Source organism: Streptomyces sp. NPDC004629 (genome assembly GCF_042873595.1).
Lineage (GTDB): Bacteria > Actinomycetota > Actinomycetes > Streptomycetales > Streptomycetaceae > Streptomyces.
The window spans coordinates 204,290-222,774 of sequence record NZ_JBIALO010000010.1 but is presented as its reverse complement, the minus strand read 5'-3'; the positions used below and the strand labels follow the sequence as shown (position 1 = coordinate 222,774).

Here is an 18,485-nt window from a genome sequence, read left to right as displayed (position 1 = left end):
TGCCCGTTCACTGGTACACGCCGTGGGCTTCGGCCTCGGCCGTCGCGATGTCGGGATGGTGGAGGTCGAAAGAGGGGGATTCGCTGCGGATCCGGGGCAGCGTCACGAAGTTGTGCCGCGGCGGCGGGCAGGAGGTCGCCCACTCCAGCGAGCGGCCGTAGCCCCACGGGTCGTCCACGGCGGCCGGCTCGCCGTACCTGGCCGTCTTCCACACGTTGTAGAGGAACGGCAGCATCGACAGTCCGAGGAGGAACGATCCGATGGTCGAGATCGTGTTCAGCACGGTGAAGCCGTCGGCCGCCAGATAGTCGGCGTACCGGCGGGGCATGCCCTCGGCGCCCAGCCAGTGCTGGACGAGGAAGGTGGTGTGGAAGCCGACGAACAGCGTCCAGAAGGTCATCTTGCCGAGGCGTTCGTCGAGCATCTTGCCGGTGAACTTCGGCCACCAGAAGTGGAAGCCGGCGAACATCGCGAAGACGACCGTACCGAACACCACGTAGTGGAAGTGGGCCACCACGAAGTACGAGTCGGACACATGGAAGTCCATCGGCGGCGAGGCCAGGATGACGCCGGTCAGACCGCCGAAGAGAAATGTGACGAGGAATCCCGCCGCCCAGAGCATCGGTGTCTCGAAGGACACCGAGCCCTTCCACATGGTGCCGATCCAGTTGAAGAACTTCACCCCGGTCGGGACCGCGATCAGGAAGGACATGAAGGAGAAGAACGGCAGCAGCACCCCGCCGGTGACGAACATGTGATGCGCCCATACGGTGATGGAAAGCCCCGCGATGGCGTTCGTCGCCGCGATCAGGCCCATGTAGCCGAACATCGGCTTGCGGGAGAACACCGGGATCACCTCGCTGATGATGCCGAAGAACGGCAGGGCGATGATGTACACCTCCGGGTGGCCGAAGAACCAGAACAGGTGCTGCCAGAGCAGGGCGCCGCCGTTGGCGGAGTCGAAGACATGGGAGCCGAAGTGGCGGTCCGCCTCCGCGGCCAGCAGGGCAGCCGCGAGGACCGGGAAGGCGAAGAGGACCAGGACACCGGTCAGCAGCACATTCCAGGTGAAGATCGGCATGCGGAACATGGTCATGCCCGGAGCCCGCATGCAGATGATCGTGGTGATGAAGTTGACCGAGCCGAGGATGGTGCCGAAGCCGGAGAAGGCCAGGCCCATGAACCACAGGTCGGAGCCGATACCGGGCGAGTACATGCCGTTGTGCAGCGGGGCATAGGCGAACCAGCCGAAGTCGGCCGCGCCCTGCGGGGTGAGGAAGCCCGCGACCGCGATCAGCGAGCCGAACAGATACAGCCAGTAGGCGAGCATGTTCAGCCGCGGAAACGCCACGTCCGGAGCGCCGATCTGCAGCGGCATGATCCAGTTCGCGAAGCCGGCGAACAGCGGGGTGGCGAACATCAGCAGCATGACCGTGCCGTGCATCGTGAACGCCTGGTTGAACTGCTCCTTGGAGACGATCTGCAGGCCCGGTCGCGCCAGTTCGGCGCGCATGACGAGGGCCATCACACCGCCGAGCAGGAAGAAGCCGAACGATGTCCCCAGGTACAGCGTGCCGATCGTCTTGTGGTCGGTGGTCGTCATCCACGTCACCACGACGTTCCCGGGCTGTCTGCGCCTCACCGGCAGCTCACCGTGGTAGGTGTCGATCGGCCCCGGAGGCTCGTTGAGAATGCTCACAGGTTGTGTCTCCCGGTGCGGGGATTGCGCTACGCCGTGGCGTCTGTCGCCCGCCATTTTTGCGAGACGCAAAAAAGGCCGACGCCCGGACCGGATGACACGCCGACAAAGGATGACATGGGCACCTGAATGGCCCATAAAGCTGTATGGGGGCATATTCCGACGCGGTGCGCGACGCTTGAAACACGGACCGGCCTGACGCCGAAAAGCGGCCGGCCGTCAGGACCGCCACCACGCGGCCGGTCCTCCGCCGGCTCCGGGTTGTCGGGACGGTCCCTGGACAGGAGAAGCCGTCCCATCGGTTCTTCGGTCTCCTTCGCGGTCCGGTCACGCGGCCCGCGTGCCGTAGACCCGGTAGCGTTCGGCGTCGGGCCATTTGACCTCCAGGCCGTGTCCCGGCCTTCTGGTGTCGGGGCGCAGTGTGCCCCCGTCCGGTGCCAGGGTGCCGTCGAAGACCAGGCCTTCGAGTCGCACGTGGTCGTGGAAGTACTCCAGGTGCCGCAGCCGGCGCACGGCGCAGAAGACGTGGGCCGAGACGGCGGGCGCGCAGTGCGCCGACAGATCCAGATGGTGGGCCGCCGACAGGCCGGCCGCCTCCAGTACGCCGGTGATGCCTCCGCAGCGGGTGACGTCGGCCTGGAGGCAGTCCACGGCGGGGCCTTCGACGAGGTCGGCGAAGTCCCGTGTCGTGTAGGCGTATTCGCCCGCGGCGATCTCCAGCAGCTCGGGTCCGCGCGCCCGCAGCAGGCGCAGACCGTCCAGGTCGTCGGAGCTGACCGGCTCCTCGAACCACCGCACGTCCCACTCGTCATGGAAACGGCGGGCCCAGTACAACGCATGTTTGCGGCCGAGCGCACCGTTGGCGTCGGTGAGGAGTTCCGGCTCGTCACCGATGGCCTGCCGCACCGCGCTCAGCCGCTGCGGGTCCCGTTCGGGATGCCGGGAGGTCTTGAGTTTGACGCGGCTGATCCCCTGTCCGACCCAACCGGCCAGCTGGTCCGTGAGCCGGTCGAGGGGGTAGTTCGTGAACCCGCCGCTGCCGTACACCGGCACCCGGTCGTGGTACGCCGGGAGCAGGTGGATCAGCGGCAGGTCGAGCAGCCTGGCCTTGAGGTCCCACAGCGCCACGTCCACCGCGGAGACCGCCATGGCTCCGACGCCGGGGCGGCCGGCGTTGCGGATCTGCCGTCCCATCCGGTGCCAGAGGGCAGCGGGCGCCGTGACGGTCCGGCCCTGCACCAGCGGCGCGAGCTTGGACTCGACGAACGCGGCGACCGACACATCGCCGTAGGTGTACCCGAGCCCGGTGCGACCGTCGGCGCCGACCTGGACCAGCACCATGGTCGTGGAGTCCCATTCCAACGTGCCGTCCTGCTCCTGCCCGTCCGGCCCGTCGGTCGGCACTTCAAAGGCGTGCACGTCCACGGAGTCGATCCGGCAGCCGTGCAGCTCCCGTCCCGGGCCGTCGTCGCTCACGCATGCCGTCCCGGCAGGCGCTCGGCCGCCTCGGCGAACTTCTGCCGTACGCCCTTGGCCGCGGTGCCGACCCGTTCCGGGTCACGGACGGCCGCCTTGGCCGCCTTCTTGCCCTGGGCGAGCATGATGTGCGGCGGGATGGGCGCGATCTCCTGGTCGACCTTGAACTCCAGCACCACGGGCACATCGGAGGCAAGCGCCTCGTCCCATGCCTTCCCGACCTTTCTCGGCTTGTCGCAGCGGATGCCCTTCAGGCCCAGCATCTCGGCGTATCTGGCGTAGGGAACGTCGGGGATGTCCTGGGAGCCCGGATACTTCGGGTCGCCGGCCATGGCGCGCTGTTCCCAGGTGACCTGGTTGAGGTCCTGGTTGTTGAACACGCAGAAGACGAACGGCGCAGGACCGGACAGCCGGTCCAGATACCGCTTCACGGTGATCATTTCGGCCATGCCGTTCATCTGGAACGCGCCGTCACCGACGAACGCGATCACCGGCCGGTCCGGATGGGCGAACCGCGCGGCGATCGCGTACGGCGTCCCCGGACCCATCGTGGCAAGCGTCCCCGACAGCGACGCCCGCATGCCCCGGCGCAGCTTCAGATGCCGCGCCCACCAGTTCGTCCCCGACCCCGAATCCGCCGTCAGAATGCACCCGTCCGGCAACCGCGACGACAGCTCCGCCGCCACCGCCTGCGGATTGATCAGGCCGCCGAAGTGCTGCCCGGCGCGCTTTTGGCAGATGACGTCCCACTCGCGGACATCCTGCTCGATCCGCTCCCGCCAACCACGGTCCTCCTTGCGTGCGAGCAGGGGCACGAGGGCCTTGAGGGTCTCCTTCGAGTCCCCCACGAGATGAGCGTCCATGGGATACCGGAGGCCGATCATGCGTCCGTCGATGTCGATCTCGACGCCCCGGGCCTGGCCCTCGTCCGGCAGCCACTCCGCATACGGGAAGCTGGTGCCCACCATCAGCAGGGTGTCGCAGTTCCGCATCATGTCGTCGCTCGCCTTGCTGCCCAGCAGACCGATCGGGCCGGTCACGAACGGCAGGTCGTCGGGCAGCACCTCGCGGCCCAGCAGCGCCTTCGCGACCCCCGCCCCCAGCAGCTCCGCCGTCTCCACGATCTCGTTCTCCGCGTGCGCGGCCCCCTGGCCGACGATCATGGCGACCTTGGTTCCGGCGTTGAGGACCGCCGCGGCCTTGCGCAGCTCGTCCGGGTCCGGAAGCAGGCGCGGTCGGCTCCAGCCGACGCTGGAGAACACCGACCCGTGCGTCTTCGGCGGCGAGGGCTGCGCGTCCTCCTCCTGGATGTCCTCCGGGATGATCACGGTCGCGACGGATCGCATGGTCAGGGCCGTCTTGAAGGCCCGGTCGATCACGTGGCGCGCCTGACCGGAGTGCACGATCGTCTGGCAGAAGTCCGAGACGTCCGCGAAGAGCTGGGCGAGAGGGAGTTCTTGCTGGTAGTGGGCGCCGAGGGAAAGCCGCCTCTGCTGGCCGACCACGGCGACCACCGGCTGGTGGTCCAGCTTCGCGTCGTACAGCCCGTTGAGCAGATGCACCGCCCCCGGCCCCGAAGTCGCCGTACAACAGCCCACCTCACCGGTGAACTTCGCATGCGCGCAGGCCATGAAAGCGGCCATCTCCTCATGCCGCGTCTGAATGAACTCCGGGTTGCCCCGGGCGCGGTCGAAAGCGCCCAGCAGCCCGTTGATGCCGTCTCCGGGATAGCCGTAGACCCGCTCGATCCCCCATTCCTTCAGCCGTTCCAGTACGTAGTCGGCCACCAGCGTCATGACGTGCTCCCTCGGATACGCACCTGTGCCCTGGGCATGGGGTGACCAGGAGCCGCGTCGCGTAAACAACCGGTGGTGCCGCTCCCCCGTCCTGACGAACATGTGCTCGGCCGGACGGCTCTGCCGGGCAAGGAGCCCCGTCGTACAGCGCTCCGGCCGGCGAGCCGGTCGGCGTACCGGTCGTTTCCTGGCCCGGCCGTCGGGAACCCCCCGTGTCATGGAGGAAAGAGCGGACGAACGCCGAGCGCCGGGAGGCGGTCTCTGCCCACCGTGGGTACTGCGGGGCTATGCGGTTCTCGCCGACGGCGAACGCGGCGCCGTGGTGGACCCGGAGGGGCGGATCGTCTGGTTGTGCGCACCCCGGTGGGACAGTGACGCGGTGTTCTCCTCCCTGGTAGGGGGCGGTGGGTACTTCGGGGTCGAACCGGAAGACCCCTGGCATGTCTGGGGCGGCTACTACGAGGACGGCACCCTGATCCGGGTGAGCCGCTGGCTGACCGCCGGCTCGGTGATCGAATGCCGTGACGCCCTGGCCATGCCGGCGTCCGCGAACCGCCTGGTGGTGCTGCGCCGGATGCGGGTGGAACGCGGCGAGGCGCGCCTGAGGCTCACCCTCGATCCGCGGCCCGGATTCGGCGCCGGCCGCATGCGTGACCCTCGGCCGGAGGGGGACGTGTGGACGGCAGAGGCGGGCGGGCTGCGCTTGCGGCTGGCCGGTGCGCACCGGGCCGCGTGGGATCCCGAGTCCGGTCTCCGCGGTGAAGTCCGCCTGCGCAAGGGCGAGGAGCACGATCTCGTCCTTGAGCTGTCGACGCGGGCCGACGCGCCCCGGCCGGACCCGCAGCGGTGCTGGAAGGAGACGGAGGAGGCGTGGCGGCGGGCCGTGCCGTACTGCTCCGGCCTTGCCGCGCCGCGCGACGCCCGGCACGCCTACGCGGTGCTGCGCGGCCTGACCAGTTCCTCGGGGGGCATGGTCGCCGCCGCGACCACGTCGTTGCCGGAGCGCGCCAACACCGGCCGGAGCTACGACTACCGCTTCGCCTGGGTGCGCGACCAGTGCTACGCGGGCCTCGCCGTCGCCGCCCACGGCCCACACGAACTCCTCGACACCGCCGTACGGTTCACCGCGGAACGCGTCCTCGCCGACGGCGACCGGCTGCACCCGGCGTACACCGTCGACGGCGGCCCCGTGCCGGACGAGCGGGGGCTTGCGCTCACCGGCTATCCCGGCGGCGGCGACCGCATCGGGAACAGGGCGGCCCGGCAGTTCCAGCTCGACGCGTTCGGGGAGGTGCTCCCGTTGTTCGCCGCCGCGGCGCACCACGACCGGCTCACGCCCGACGCGCACAGAGCGGTCACGGTCGCGGTCGACGCGGTGGAACGCAACTGGAGCCGGCCGGACGCGGGGCTGTGGGAACTCGACGAACGGTGGTGGACCCAGTCGCGGCTGAGTGTGGTCTGCGGGTTGCGGCGCCTGGCCGGGGCGCTGCCGGGCCGGACGGGCGAGCGCTGTGCCCGGACCGCCGGCCTCGTCTTCGCGGAAACCCGCCGCCGCTGTCTGCGGCCGGACGGCCGGTGGCGCAGGGCCGCCGCCGACGACGGGCCGGAGGCCGCCCTGCTCACTCCCCTGGCCCGTGGCTGTCCTCCCGCCGACGATCCCAGCAACGCGATCACCCGCCGGTTCATCGAGGAGCGGCTGGCCGAGGACGGCTACCTCTACCGCTTCGCCCACCCGGGCATCCCCCTCGGTGAGGCCGAAGGTGCCTTCCTGCTCTGCGGGTTCACCATGGCGCTGGCCGCCGACCACCTCGGCGACCGGGTCGGCGCGCTGCGCTGGTTCGAGCGAACCCGGGCGGCCTGCGGACCGCCCGGGCTGTTCGCGGAGGAGTACGACGTACGTCAGCGCCGGCTGCGCGGCAACCTGCCCCAGGCGTTCGTCCACGTGCTCCTGCTGGAGTGCGCGGTGCGCCTGAACGACGCCTCGACACTGCCGGTCTGAGCGGCCCTCGCGCGCACCTCACATCCGGGCATGGTCCCCGCGGCCCGGAAGGTGCTCGGCATACTCGGTGATCTTCTGCCGTACGCCCTTGGCCGCGATGCCGACCCGCGCCGGGTCGTGCAGCGCCGCCTTGACGGCCTTCATGCCCTGGGATTTCATCAGGTGCGGCGGGATCGGCGCGATCTCGCTGTCGACCTTGAACTCCAGCACCACGGGCACTTCGGAGGCCAGTGCCTCCTCCCATGCGGCACCGACCCGTGCCGGGTCGTCGCAGACGATGCCCTTCAGGCCGAGCAACTGGGCGTATGCCGCGTAGGGAACGTCGGGGATGTCCTGGGAGCCCGGATACTTCGGGTCGCCGGCCATGGCGCGCTGTTCCCAGGTGACCTGGTTGAGGTCCTGGTTGTTGAACACGCAGAAGACGAACGGCGCAGGACCGGACAGCCGGTCCAGATACCGCTTCACGGTGATCATCTCGTTCATGCCGTTCATCTGGAACGCGCCGTCACCGACGAACGCGATCACCGGCCGGTCCGGATGGGCGAACCGCGCGGCGATCGCGTACGGCGTCCCCGGACCCATCGTGGCAAGCGTCCCCGACAGCGACGCCCGCATGCCCCGGCGCAGCTTCAGATGCCGCGCCCACCAGTTCGTCCCCGACCCCGAATCCGCCGTCAGAATGCACCCGTCCGGCAACCGCGACGACAGCTCCGCCGCCACCGCCTGCGGATTGATCAGGCCCTCGAAGTGCTGCCCGGCCCAGCGGTCGCACAGGTCGTTCCATGCGCGGACGTCCTTCTCGATCCGTTCGCGCCACCCGCGGTCCTCCTTGCGACGCAGCAGCGGGATCAGCGCCTTGAGGGTTTCCTTGGCGTCGCCGACGAGATGGGCGTCCATGGGGTAGCGGATGCCGATCATGCGTCCGTCGATGTCGATCTCGACACCGCGTGCCTGGCCCTCGTCCGGCAGCCACTCCGCATACGGGAAGCTGGTGCCCACCATCAGCAGGGTGTCGCAGTTCCGCATCATGTCGTCGCTCGCCTTGCTGCCCAGCAGACCGATCGGGCCGGTCACGAACGGCAGGTCGTCGGGCAGCACCTCGCGGCCCAGCAGCGCCTTGGCGACCCCCGCCCCCAGCAGTTCGGCGGCCTCGACGACCTCCCCCTCGGCGTTGGCGGCTCCCTGGCCCACCAGCATGGCGACCTTGCTGCCCTCGTTGAGGACGTCCGCGGCCCTGCGCAGTTCGCCGGGGTCCGGCAGGACCCGGGGCCGGCTCCAGCCGACGCTGGAGAACACCGACCCGTGCGTCTTCGGCGGCGACGGCTGGGCTTCCTCCTCCTGGACGTCGTTCGGGATGATGACCGTGGCGACACCGCGGGTGGTGAGAGCCGTCTTGAAGGCGCGGTCGATCACATGCCGGGCCTGTCCCGGATGCACGACCATCTGGCAGAACTCCGAGACATCGGCGAAGAGCCGCTCCAGATCCACCTCCTGCTGGTAGTGGGCGCCGAGGGAGAGCCGCTTCTGCTGGCCGACCACGGCGACCACCGGCTGATGGTCCAGCTTCGCGTCGTACAGCCCGTTGAGCAGATGCACCGCCCCCGGCCCCGAAGTCGCCGTACAACAGCCCACCTCACCGGTGAACTTCGCATGCGCGCAGGCCATGAAAGCGGCCATCTCCTCATGCCGCGTCTGAATGAACTCCGGGTTGCCCCGGGCGCGGTCGAAAGCGCCCAGCAGCCCGTTGATGCCGTCTCCGGGATAGCCGTACACACGCTGCACGCCCCACTCGGTCAGGCGGTGCAGCACATAGTCGGCGACTTGGGTCATGGGGTTCTCCTGAGCCGGGGGTGCGGAGGGTCGAGGAGGGGGTTGCCTCGACGCGTCCGGCACAAACCCCGGGCATCCGCCGTACAGCCGCATCGGTTCGCGCTACCGGCCGGCGTCGGTCGCGTCCCGACCGGGCATGGCCGGGTGGCGGGCGAGCACGAAGACGCCGGCGACGATGGCGACCAGCCCCGCGACCTGCCAGGCCAACGCGAGGGGTTCGGTGCGCAGGCGGTCGCCGAGGAAGCCGACGCCGCAGGCGATGCCGGCGAGCGGTTCGGCGGCCGTCAGCGCCGGCAAGGACATGCGCAGCGGACCCGCCTCGAACGCGCTCTGCACCAGCATGAGGCCGGTCACGGCCAGCGCGACCAAGGTGTACGGCACCCAGCTGACGAGCAGCGCGACCACCCCCTCGCTGCCGATGATCCCGCTGGACATGCGCGTCAGGGCGTCCTGCAGACCGTAGAGCATGCCCGCCGCGGTCGCCAGCAACGGCGGCTCCTCGAACAGCGGCAGATGACGTGCGACACCGATCAGGATGAGGGAGAGACCGATGACCAGGCCGATGACGGTCCATTGCCGGAAGGCCCCCGCCTGCGCCGCGCCGGTGCTGGGCCGCCCGGCCAGGGCGAAGGCGATCACGCCTCCGCCGAGCAGCAGGACGCCCGCCCAGCCGGAGGTACCGATCCGCTGACCGCTCAGCCGACGCGCCAGCGCGAAGGCGAACAGCAGATTGGTGACCAGCAGTGGTTCCACCCGGGACAATTCACCCTCGGCGAGCGCGACGGCACTCAACAGCTGCCCGGCCACCATGCAGCCGATCCCGCCGAGCCACACGCCGTTGTGCGCGAGGTCCCACAGGAGCCGGAACCGCAGGACGTCAGCAACGGGCGCCCGTTCGGCGGCGTGCTGCTGGAGCACGAAGCCGATGCCGAGCAGGCATGCGGCGGCCAGGGCGAAGACATAGACCATGGGAGCTACCCGTCTCACCGGACATCGCCACCGTATGTGCTTGGGCAGGACTCCGCAGTTCCACACCGCAACCGCCCGTGCGCGGGCCGCCGCGTACGGTGTCGGCGGCCGTTCGTACACCTGCTCGTCGCGGGCCCGTCCGGCTCGGGCAGAGGCGGAAACCAACCCGTCGGGTGTGCGTCGGCGGGGCGGCTCACGGGTACCCGCGACCGCTGAGACCGCAGCAAGGAGGCATCATGCGAACCCTGACGAAACCGGCCGCGCTGAACCTGCCGACCAAGCCGCTGCTCACCGCGAAGGCCACGGCGAAGGTGGCGAAAACCACGCCTGCCTGGTCACTGCGGGTGGCCCGTGCCATGGGCGCGGAAAGCGTCGTCGATGTGCTCACCCGACAGCACCGGCAGATCAAACTCGGCTTTCTGCGGGCCGCGCTGCCCGGTCCGTGGCGGCGCCGGAACTTCGATCGGCTGATGCGCCTGCTCGCCGTGCACGAGGCGGCCGAAGAGGCCCACGTCCACCCCGTCGCCCGTCGGGCGCTGCGGCACGGTCGCGAGCTGGCCGCCCGCCGCCGCGACGAGGAGCGGGAGGCCAAGCAGTTGCTGATCGCGCTGTGGCGGACGGGCCCCGACGGCGCCGGCTATCTGCGGCAGCTGAACGAGGTACGGCGCGCGGTGTCCCGGCACGCCGCCCGTGAGGAGCGCGAGGAGTTCAAGGCGCTGCGCAAGGCCGTCAGCCCGGCCCGGCTGAGCATGCTGGGTGCCGAGGTCAAGCTCACCCAGGTCTACGCGCCGACAAGGCCGCACCGCTGGGTCAACAACGAGGCCACGAACAAGCTGGCCGCGCCGGTCCTCGGCCCGGTCGACCGAGCGCTCGACGCCCTTCAGCACCGCAAGACCCCCTGACGCTCACGGCAGTGCCGCCGATGTGGTCAGCGGCAGACGGAACAGCCGGTCGCCCCCGTCCCCGCCCGGTGTTAAGAAGGAACCATGGGACGGCTCTCCAGCCTGTTCAGGCGGTCGGGGGACAGCGCCGGCCCTGGGATGTCACCGCCTGCCCCGGGGCGACGTCGCCGCGTTTCACTGAACGTGCGCAGTGTTGCGGGTCAGATCTTCGTGCTGCAGTTGGTGATCCTGATCCCGTTCGGCCTGGCGGCCGTGGTGGCGCTCCTGCTCCAGGCGCGTTCGGCGAGCCTCCAGGAGGCACAGGGCCGCTCCCTCGTCGCCGCGGAGACCTTCGCGCACGCGCCGGGAACGCTTGCCGCCATGAAGTCGGACCAGCCGAGCGCACTGCTTCAGCCGCGCGCCGAGCAGGTTCGACGGGCATCAGGAGTCGACTACGTCGTCGCGTTCAGCCCGGCCGGCTACAAATGGACCAGTGCCTTTCCGCAGCTGATCGGCAAGCATGTGGTCGGCGACTACCGCAAGGCGCTCGGCGGACAGACGTACTCCTCCACGTACACCACGCCCATGGGCCCGGCCGTGAACACCACCGTTCCGGTGGTCGACACCGACCACAAGATCGTCGGGCTGGTCTCGGTGGGCATCACGGTCAAGAACGCGGATGCGAGGGTCATCCGGGAACTGCCCCTCGTCCTCGGTTCGGCCGGCGGCGCCATGGTGCTGGTGACCGCCGGGTCGGCGCTGGTGAGCCGGCGGTTGCGGCGGCAGACACACGGCCTGGAGCCGGCCGAACTGCGGCGGATGTACGACCACCACAACGCGGTGCTGCACGCCGCGCGCGAAGGTGTGCTCATCGTGGGGGACAACGGACGGCTGCTGCTGGCCAACGACGAGGCACGGCGGCTGCTGCGGCTGCCCGGGGACGCGGAGCAACGCCCCCTCAAGGACCTCGGTCTGGAGGCGGACATCGCCGAGTTGCTGATCTCCGGCCGGACGGCCTCGGACGAGGTGCACAGGGTGGGCGAGCGCCTGTTGTCGGTGAACGTGAGACCGACCGCACCCCATGGCACCGCGGCCGGAAGCGTGGTCACGCTGCGTGACACGACCGAGCTGCGGGCCGTCTCCGGCAAGGCGGCCGCGGCGGAACGCCGCCTGCGGATGCTCTACGACGCCATGACCAAGATCGGCACCACCCTTGACGTGACCCGGACCGCAGAGGAGCTGACGCAGTTCGCGGTCCCCCGGTTCGCCGACATCGCCACCGTCGATCTGGTCGCCTCCATCCTTGAGGGCGGGGAACCGGCGGGTACGACGATGCGCCGCACGGCCGTCACCGGCGTCGAGGGCGATCAGCTCCTGTACCACGTCGGCAGGTTGGTCGACTTCGTTCCCGCCAGTCCTCAGGGGATCGCCTTCGCGAGCGAGGAGCCCCTGCTCATGAACGGCCCCACGGCGGGCTGGCGGGAGCAGGATCCTGTCGCCGCCGACTGGGTCGTCGAGCACGGGATCCACTCGGTGATCGTGATCCCGGTGCGCGCGCGGGGCGTCCTCATGGGGGTGGCCGGTTTCTGGCGTTCCGGGACGCCCGAGCCGTTCGAGCAGGAGGATGTGTCGATCGCGGAGGAACTGGTCGCCCGTGCCGCCGTGGCCATCGACAACGCCCGCCGATACACCCGCGAGCACACCATGGCCGTGACGTTGCAGCGCAGCCTGCTGCCGCAGGGCATACCCGAGCAGTCCGCCCTGGACGTGGCCCACCGCTATCTGCCCGCCCAGGCGGGAGTGGGCGGGGACTGGTTCGACGTCATCCAACTGCCCGGTGCCCGGGTGGCGCTGGTGGTCGGCGACGTCGTCGGCCACGGACTGCACGCCGCCGCCACGATGGGACGGCTGCGTACCGCGGTGCTCAACTTCTCCGCCCTCGACCTCCTCCCGGACGATCTGCTGGTGCACATGGACGAGCTGATCAGCCGCATCGACTCCGAGGAGGCGGGGGGCGGCGGCGCGAGCATCACCGGAGCCACGTGTCTGTACGCGATCTACGACCCCGTCACCGGCCGGGTGACCGTCGCGCGGGCCGGCCATCCCGGGCCGGCCGTCGTACGGCCCGACGGAACCGTCTCCTTCCCCGACGTTCCCGCCTCCCCTCCCCTGGGCGCCGGCGGCGGCCTGCCCGTGGAGACGGCCGACATCCTGCTGCCCGAGGGGTCCCGGATGGTGCTCTTCACCGATGGGCTCCTGACGGGACCCGACCGCGACCTCGGCACCGGCCTGAAGGCGCTGCGCGACGCCCTCACCTCGGGTGCCGACCGCAGCCCCGAGGAGACCTGCGACGACGTCCTCGACTCGGCGCTGCCCGCCTGCCCGCACGACGACGTCGTGCTGCTGGTGGCCCGCACCCGGCTGTTCGCCCGGGACCAGGTCGCCGAGTGGGGCGTCACCTCCGATCCCGCGGCGGTGGCCCCGATCCGCGCCGACTGCGGCCGCATCCTGGACGCCTGGGGACTGCAGGAGATCGGGTACGCCACCGAACTGATCCTCAGCGAGCTGATCACCAACGCGATCCGCTACGGCAGCCAGCCCATCCGGGTCCGCATGCTGCGCGAGCGCACCCTGGTCTGCGAGGTCTCCGACGGCAGCAGCACCTCCCCGCACCTGCGGCGGGCGGCCACCACCGATGAGGGCGGCCGCGGGCTGTTTCTCGTCGCCCAGTTCGCCGAGCGCTGGGGCACCCGCTACACCGCGCGGGGCAAGGTCATCTGGGCCGAGCAGTCCCTTCACGGCGGCCTGCGGGACGAAGGATCCGACCTCGTCGACCGCCTCCTGAGCCATTGGGACGACGCCGGCCTGTGACCGCGCCTGCCCGGGCTGTGGTCGCCGCGCTGTACTACGCCTCGGGCAGGCTGGGTCTGCTCCGGCAGCTCGTGCGCGGCCAGGTCACGCCCCTGTGGCCGCCGACGGGCATCGCACTGGCCGGCCTGCTCCTCCTCGGACAGCGGGTCTGGCCGGGGATCGCACTCGGCGCGTTCCTGATCAACATCGCACTCGGCCCTTCGCTGCCCGCCGTGCTCGCGATCACGGCGGGCAACACACTCGCGCCCATCTGCTCCTTTGCGCTGCTTCACCGTGCCGGATTCCGCACCACCATGAACCACCTGCGGGACGTGCTCGGGCTGATCTTCCTGGGCGCGTTCACCGGCATGCTCATCAGCGCAACGGTCGGCAGTGACACGCTGCACTTCGCCGGCGCGCTGCCCGACGACCGATTCTGGCCGACGTGGTGGGTCGGGTGGACCGGTGACGCGATGGGCGTGCTCATGGTCACCCCAGTCCTGCTCATCCTCCGCTCGGCGCACCGGCCGAAGGACGTGCCGCGGTCCCGGTGGGTGGAGGGCTCCCTGCTCGTAGTGGCCACCGCCGCCGTCGCCGTCCTCGAAGCGTCTCCCGCACCGCTGGTCTTGCTCGCCTTCCCGGTGCTCATCTGGGCCGCCTTGCGCTTCCAGCGCAGCGGGGCAGCCCCGTGCGCCCTGGCCGTATCGACCTTCGCGATCCTCGCCGCCACCCGCAGAACAGGGCCGTTCGCCGGACATGACCTCTCGTCAGCATGATCGCTCTGCAGGCGTTCAACGCTGGCACGACGGCCAGGGCGGCTACGGCGACCCCAATGAGACGACGGCGCCGGACGGACCCGATCACCTGACTGCGGCATCACCGGACGGGCCACGACGCTGACGCCGCTCAGGACCGGACGTCTCGGCTCAGAGCGTGTGGAAGGACGGGTCGTACGGCTCGCCCAGCTCGGCCCGCCCTATGGTGGCCAGTACATGATCGCCGACGTCATGGAGCTGATACAGCGTCAGGTCCCGCAGGATCCGCTCCACCGGGCTGGGGCGGACCAGGCTGCGGGCGCCGCACACCTGGATGACGTGATGGACGGTTTCCTGGGTCGTGCGCGCGATCAGATGCCAGGCCCTGTCCCCGGCGATCCGGGCCTCCTCCAGCCTGCCCTCGTCCCACAGACCGGCCACATGGCGCAGCCAGAGGCGGGCGGTCTCCACATTGACCGCCATGCTGCCCACCCGTTGCTGCACATAGGGGTCTTTGCTCTTGCCCTGCCGCTTCAGATAGGCGAGCCCGTACTCGTAGGCGCCGAGGGCACCGCCGAGGAAGCTCGCCGCGTAATGGGGGACGAAAGCCGTCTGCCACAGCCCCTCGAAGTAGCTGCCGGGGCCGCCGATGATGTGCTCGCGCGGTACGAACGTGTCGTTGAAGCGCACCGCGTGGCTGACCGTCGCGCGCATGCCGACGGGGTCCCACCAGGAAGCGTCCACGGTCACGGTCGGATCGGACAGGTCGCAGGCGAGCAGCAGGAGCCTCCCGTGGGCCTCCTGGGTGCGGCGGGCTCCGCCGGGGGTGTCGGGATCGACGAGCAGGATCGCCCACTGTGCTCCGGTGGCGCTGGTGGCGAACGCCTTGCCGCCCTGGAGGACCCAGCCGTCGTGGACGGGGACCAGCCTGGTGCCGAAGCTGAGCCTCTCGCCCGGCTTCGGGGTCTGCGGTTCGCCGCTCCAGGCGGCCCATTTCTCCCCGTGTTCCACCACGCCGGCGAACCAGCGCCGCTTCTGCTCCGGGGTGGCCAGGGCATCGATGAGGACCAGTGCGTTGGCGTGCCCCTCCCAGCAACGGGCCAGCGACAGATCGGCCTTGGCCAGCGCGGTGGTCATCTCCCACAGGGGCAGCGTGTGGCGCTGCCGGGGGCCGTAGCCGAGGCCCCCGTACTCCCGGGGCACGGTGACGCCCAGGAGTCCGCCGGCGAACAGATCGTCGAAGTCCTCGGCGGGGAAGACGGCCTTGCGGTCGTACTCCTCGGCGCGGGCGGCGAATCTGTCCACGGCGAGCTTCGCCGCGGCGGCGAGAACAGCCCGGTCGTCTCCGACCGCCGCATCGCGGACCGATGCGGCGGCTCGGGACAGGTCGTCGGTCATGGCGGGGTGGGCCCTTCCAGGCGGTAGAAGTGAGCGCGGTACATCACGTTCGGCATCCGCGCGTGGACGGGGTGGACGGTGTGGACGTCGATGGTCAGCAGGCCGCGGTTGAGATAGCCGACGAGGACGACCTGCCGGGAGCCGAGCGGGCCTTCGGCGAGGAAGGCGACGGCCTCGGAGGCGTCGATGTCATCGGCCAGCGGCACCGCGGGCAGGACGGCGTCGGTGACGGGTGTGGTTTCCGGTTCAGGTGTTGTGTGTGAGGTCGTCGGATCGCCTCGTTCCGTGATCCGCAGCATGAGCCGGCTGCCGTCGACCGCGGCACCGAGCAGGTCGATGCCGGTGGCTGTGGTGTCGAAGTTGGCCCAGTCGCCTGCCAGCGGCGCCGGATCGACCGGATGCACCGTCATGCCCCCGCCTCCGTCCGGTGGAAGAACGAACGGGCCCAGTGGTCGGCGCCCTCGCTGTCGCCGCTGAGGACGGTGGCCGTGGTCGCGACCAGGATGCCCGTCTTGTGGTAGGCGCACACGACGGTGCGCAGCGCGCCGAAGTCGTAGACGGCGGAGAACGCCCAGGCGAGCGACGGCGTGCCCGGCGGGGTGTACAGGACCGCCGGTGCCGCACCCCAGTCGCCCGGCTGTGGGCCGCCGGCGCCGAAAGCCCTCACGTCCACGCCTTCGTCCTGCCGCGTCACGCTGAGCAGATGGGCGCCCTTCGCGGTGTGCCGGTCGGTGTTGACCCATTCCCCCAGCAGGGCCGACACATCCGGTGTGCCGGGCGGGCGGGGCGTGGGCGGTCCGGACGGGGCTGTCGGACGGGTTGTCATGGTGTCTCCCGCCTCGTGCGGTGTGTCGGTGCCGGGCCCCCCGACGCGGTGGGGCCGTGGGTGGCGGCCCGCTCGTCGGATCCGCGGGACAGGGAGCGCAGGGGCAGCGTCTCGGGCATCTGATGGCCCGTCATCAGCCGGAACTGCTCGCGTACTTCGACGGACAGGACCTGCCAGCCGTCGATGTCGAGCAGACCGCGGGCACGGGTGGCGCGGGTGAGCGCGGTCGGCGGATCGCGGTAGGCCATCTCCAGCACCACCGCGTCCCAGTCGGCCGCGGCGACCGGGAACGGTTCCCGCTCCACCTGGGGCGTGGCGTGGGTGAGCAGGTCGTACCCGGCCGGGGAGAACCGGGACAGCGGTATGTAGGGCAGCCCGAGCCGCGCGGAGGCTTCCCGGCCGTGCGCCGTCCCGCGGTTGACCAGGGTCACCCTGGCTCCGGCCGCACGCAGCGCCCAGGCGACGGCCCGTCCGCCGCCGCCGCAGCCGATGACGGCGGCCTTGCGGCCGTTCGGGTCGACTCCGTGCAGGGCGAGGGCACGCAGGGCACCGACGGCGTCGGTGGTGGCCGCCCGCCAGCGCCCGGCGTCGAGCCACAGCAGATTGGCCGCGCCGCTGCCCAACGCCTCCGGGTCGGCGACGTCGGCCGCTTGCAGGGCGCTCTCCTTGTGCGGAGCGGTCACGGTCAGGCCGTGCAGGGGCAGCCCGCCCAGCGCGCCGAAGTGGGTGCCCCATTGCCAGAAGTGAGGGAACCTGTCCACCTGAAACGGCAGGTAGAGCGCGGGCAGCCGCAGCTCCCGCAGCGCCGCGTTGTGCAGCCGGGGCGACAACGACCCGCCCGGGGCGCGACCGGCGATGCCGAGCAGGGCGCTGAGCGGAGCCAGCGCGGGCAGGCCGTAGTCGGCCCGGAGCCGGTCCACGCTCGGCATGCCGTCGGCCCCCGGCGCACCGACCCGGCCGTAGACGACAGGCGCTGCGAGCCACGGCGCCAGCACCCGGGTCCACAAGCCGGCGGGACCGGACGCGAACGCCGTGACGTCGGTGCGTCCGAGCCCGGCGAGCAGCAGCGGGGCGGCGGACCCGTACTGTGCTCCCGACCGCGGCACGAGGAGGTACAGCGCCGCCGGCACGGCAGACATCGCGGCGAACCGCTCCCGGAGTCTGCCTGCCGCCTCCCGCAGCCCCGCGCCCTCGCCCCTGCCTGCGGTTGCGGACGCGTGCCAGGACAGGCGCCGCTGCGGGGCCGGGATGGCCGCCAGCAACTCCGGGCACACGTCGTCCATCGCCTCAAGATCGACCCGTTCGTAGTGGTCGGCCGCGCGCAGCAGCCGGGTGCGCCGTTCCACCGTGCCGGCGGCCGAGCGCCCGCCCTGTCGCGCGGAGCGCAGGCTGTAGGTCAGCTGCCCTGCGAAATGCCGACGCAGCCGGGACGGATCGGGGTCGCCGACCAGATCGGCGCGGACCTCCAGTTCGTCCGCCACTGCGGCGAGGCCGCGCAGCGAACGGGGGGCGAGGTCTTCCGGTTCGGCGGCCACCGCGACCAGCCGGGCCCGACGCCCGAGGGGGGCTCCGTATCCGCTCGTCACTCGCGCCACTGGACGTACTCCTCCAGACCGGCTCGCCGCGGGACGAACCGATTGACCGGGGCTGTCTCGTCCGCGTAGCCGACAGCCATGGTGCATACGACGAGCCGGTCGGGGGAGATTCCCAGATTCGCTCGGAGCACGTCTCCGTAACCGGCGACACTGAACTGCGGACAACTGCTGAGCCCCCTGGCCACCAGTCCGAGCATGACGTTCTGCAGGAAGAGGCCCAACTCCAGGAAGGTGCCCGGCACCGCGTTCCCGGGCAGATGGCAGACGACGGCCGTGGGAGCCCCGTAGAAGCGCAGGTTGTCACGGAGGTGCGCCCGCACGGCGGCGCGGTCCGGGACGGCGTGCCCCTTGGCCGACAGCACCCCGGTCACGGCCAGTTCGGCGCGGGGGGGGGCCCCCCCCGCGGGCGGC

Annotated in this window: 14 protein-coding genes; 4 read left to right on the top strand and 10 right to left on the bottom strand. The window is 70.8% G+C overall.

Features of this window, described 5'->3' with window-relative positions:
- Positions 1-7: 7 nt before the first annotated feature.
- The 3 genes from ctaD to ACFYTE_RS17740 form a co-directional block, all read right to left on the bottom strand.
- The gene (gene ctaD, locus ACFYTE_RS17750; RefSeq protein WP_388710552.1) at positions 8-1,699 is read right to left on the bottom strand and encodes a cytochrome c oxidase subunit I; all 1,692 of its coding nucleotides are present in this window, start codon (positions 1,697-1,699) and stop codon (positions 8-10) included.
- 327 nt (positions 1,700-2,026) lie between these two features.
- A complete protein-coding gene (locus ACFYTE_RS17745; protein WP_388710548.1) occupies positions 2,027-3,175 on the bottom strand; it encodes an enolase C-terminal domain-like protein in 1,149 nt (382 codons plus the stop codon).
- Entirely contained in the window at positions 3,172-4,971 is a 1,800-nt protein-coding gene (locus ACFYTE_RS17740) for a thiamine pyrophosphate-requiring protein (RefSeq protein WP_388710545.1), read from the bottom strand. Before ACFYTE_RS17740 ends, ACFYTE_RS17745 begins: the two co-directional genes overlap by 4 nt.
- Before the next feature lie 217 nt (positions 4,972-5,188).
- On the opposite strand from ACFYTE_RS17740, the gene ACFYTE_RS17735 reads away from it, so the two are divergent.
- On the top strand, positions 5,189-6,970 hold the full coding sequence (locus ACFYTE_RS17735; protein WP_388710543.1) for a glycoside hydrolase family 15 protein: 1,782 nt from the start codon (positions 5,189-5,191) through the stop codon (positions 6,968-6,970).
- 18 nt (positions 6,971-6,988) lie between these two features.
- On the opposite strand, the gene ACFYTE_RS17730 is transcribed toward ACFYTE_RS17735, so the two are convergent.
- Together ACFYTE_RS17730 and ACFYTE_RS17725 are read right to left on the bottom strand one after the other, a co-directional pair.
- A complete protein-coding gene (locus ACFYTE_RS17730; RefSeq protein WP_388710540.1) occupies positions 6,989-8,800 on the bottom strand; it encodes a thiamine pyrophosphate-requiring protein in 1,812 nt (603 codons plus the stop codon).
- Between the two features lie 102 nt (positions 8,801-8,902).
- Positions 8,903-9,769, bottom strand: a complete 867-nt coding sequence (locus tag ACFYTE_RS17725; protein ID WP_388710539.1) for a DMT family transporter — start codon at positions 9,767-9,769, stop codon at positions 8,903-8,905.
- 236 nt (positions 9,770-10,005) lie between these two features.
- On the opposite strand from ACFYTE_RS17725, the gene ACFYTE_RS17720 reads away from it, so the two are divergent.
- From ACFYTE_RS17720 to ACFYTE_RS17710, 3 genes are all read left to right on the top strand, one after another.
- Complete coding sequence (locus ACFYTE_RS17720; RefSeq protein ID WP_388710536.1) at positions 10,006-10,671, top strand: hemerythrin domain-containing protein; 666 nt, start codon at positions 10,006-10,008, stop codon at positions 10,669-10,671.
- 138 nt (positions 10,672-10,809) lie between these two features.
- Positions 10,810-13,521 (top strand): SpoIIE family protein phosphatase, encoded by a 2,712-nt coding sequence (locus tag ACFYTE_RS17715; protein ID WP_388710819.1) that lies wholly within the window; start codon positions 10,810-10,812, stop codon positions 13,519-13,521.
- Positions 13,518-14,276, top strand: coding sequence for an MASE1 domain-containing protein (locus tag ACFYTE_RS17710; RefSeq protein ID WP_388710533.1), 759 nt, complete (start codon positions 13,518-13,520; stop codon positions 14,274-14,276). Before ACFYTE_RS17715 ends, ACFYTE_RS17710 begins: the two co-directional genes overlap by 4 nt.
- Positions 14,277-14,426: 150 nt before the next feature.
- Here the strand turns inward: ACFYTE_RS17710 and ACFYTE_RS17705 are convergent, their stop codons facing one another.
- Genes ACFYTE_RS17705 through ACFYTE_RS17685 form a run of 5 tightly spaced genes read right to left on the bottom strand, consistent with a single transcriptional unit; the run spans position 14,427 to position 18,445 of the window.
- Complete coding sequence (locus ACFYTE_RS17705) at positions 14,427-15,653, bottom strand: acyl-CoA dehydrogenase family protein (protein ID WP_388710530.1); 1,227 nt, start codon at positions 15,651-15,653, stop codon at positions 14,427-14,429.
- Positions 15,650-16,063 carry a hypothetical protein gene (locus ACFYTE_RS17700; RefSeq protein WP_388710527.1) on the bottom strand — a complete coding sequence of 138 codons (414 nt, stop codon included), beginning with the start codon at positions 16,061-16,063 and terminating at the stop codon, positions 15,650-15,652. The genes ACFYTE_RS17705 and ACFYTE_RS17700 overlap by 4 nt, the downstream gene beginning before the upstream one ends.
- Positions 16,060-16,479 (bottom strand): hypothetical protein, encoded by a 420-nt coding sequence (locus ACFYTE_RS17695; protein ID WP_388710524.1) that lies wholly within the window; start codon positions 16,477-16,479, stop codon positions 16,060-16,062. Before ACFYTE_RS17695 ends, ACFYTE_RS17700 begins: the two co-directional genes overlap by 4 nt.
- On the bottom strand, positions 16,476-18,074 hold the full coding sequence (locus ACFYTE_RS17690; RefSeq protein WP_388710521.1) for a hypothetical protein: 1,599 nt from the start codon (positions 18,072-18,074) through the stop codon (positions 16,476-16,478). The genes ACFYTE_RS17695 and ACFYTE_RS17690 overlap by 4 nt, the downstream gene beginning before the upstream one ends.
- A complete protein-coding gene (locus tag ACFYTE_RS17685; protein ID WP_388710817.1) occupies positions 18,062-18,445 on the bottom strand; it encodes a nitroreductase family protein in 384 nt (127 codons plus the stop codon). The genes ACFYTE_RS17690 and ACFYTE_RS17685 overlap by 13 nt, the downstream gene beginning before the upstream one ends.
- Positions 18,446-18,485 lie beyond the last annotated feature (40 nt).

Bases quoted from the DNA above. Each gene is read 5' to 3' on its own strand.
- ACFYTE_RS17740 (WP_388710545.1), bottom strand. From the start codon at position 4,971: ATGACGCTGGTGGCCGACTACGTACTGGAACGGCTGAAGGAATGGGGG.
- ACFYTE_RS17735 (WP_388710543.1), top strand. From the start codon at position 5,189: ATGGAGGAAAGAGCGGACGAACGCCGAGCGCCGGGAGGCGGTCTCTGC.
- ACFYTE_RS17730 (WP_388710540.1), bottom strand. From the start codon at position 8,800: ATGACCCAAGTCGCCGACTATGTGCTGCACCGCCTGACCGAGTGGGGC.
- ACFYTE_RS17725 (WP_388710539.1), bottom strand. From the start codon at position 9,769: ATGGTCTATGTCTTCGCCCTGGCCGCCGCATGCCTGCTCGGCATCGGC.
- ACFYTE_RS17720 (WP_388710536.1), top strand. From the start codon at position 10,006: ATGCGAACCCTGACGAAACCGGCCGCGCTGAACCTGCCGACCAAGCCG.
- ACFYTE_RS17715 (WP_388710819.1), top strand. From the start codon at position 10,810: ATGTCACCGCCTGCCCCGGGGCGACGTCGCCGCGTTTCACTGAACGTG.
- ACFYTE_RS17705 (WP_388710530.1), bottom strand. From the start codon at position 15,653: ATGACCGACGACCTGTCCCGAGCCGCCGCATCGGTCCGCGATGCGGCG.
- ACFYTE_RS17700 (WP_388710527.1), bottom strand. From the start codon at position 16,063: ATGACGGTGCATCCGGTCGATCCGGCGCCGCTGGCAGGCGACTGGGCC.
- ACFYTE_RS17695 (WP_388710524.1), bottom strand. From the start codon at position 16,479: ATGACAACCCGTCCGACAGCCCCGTCCGGACCGCCCACGCCCCGCCCG.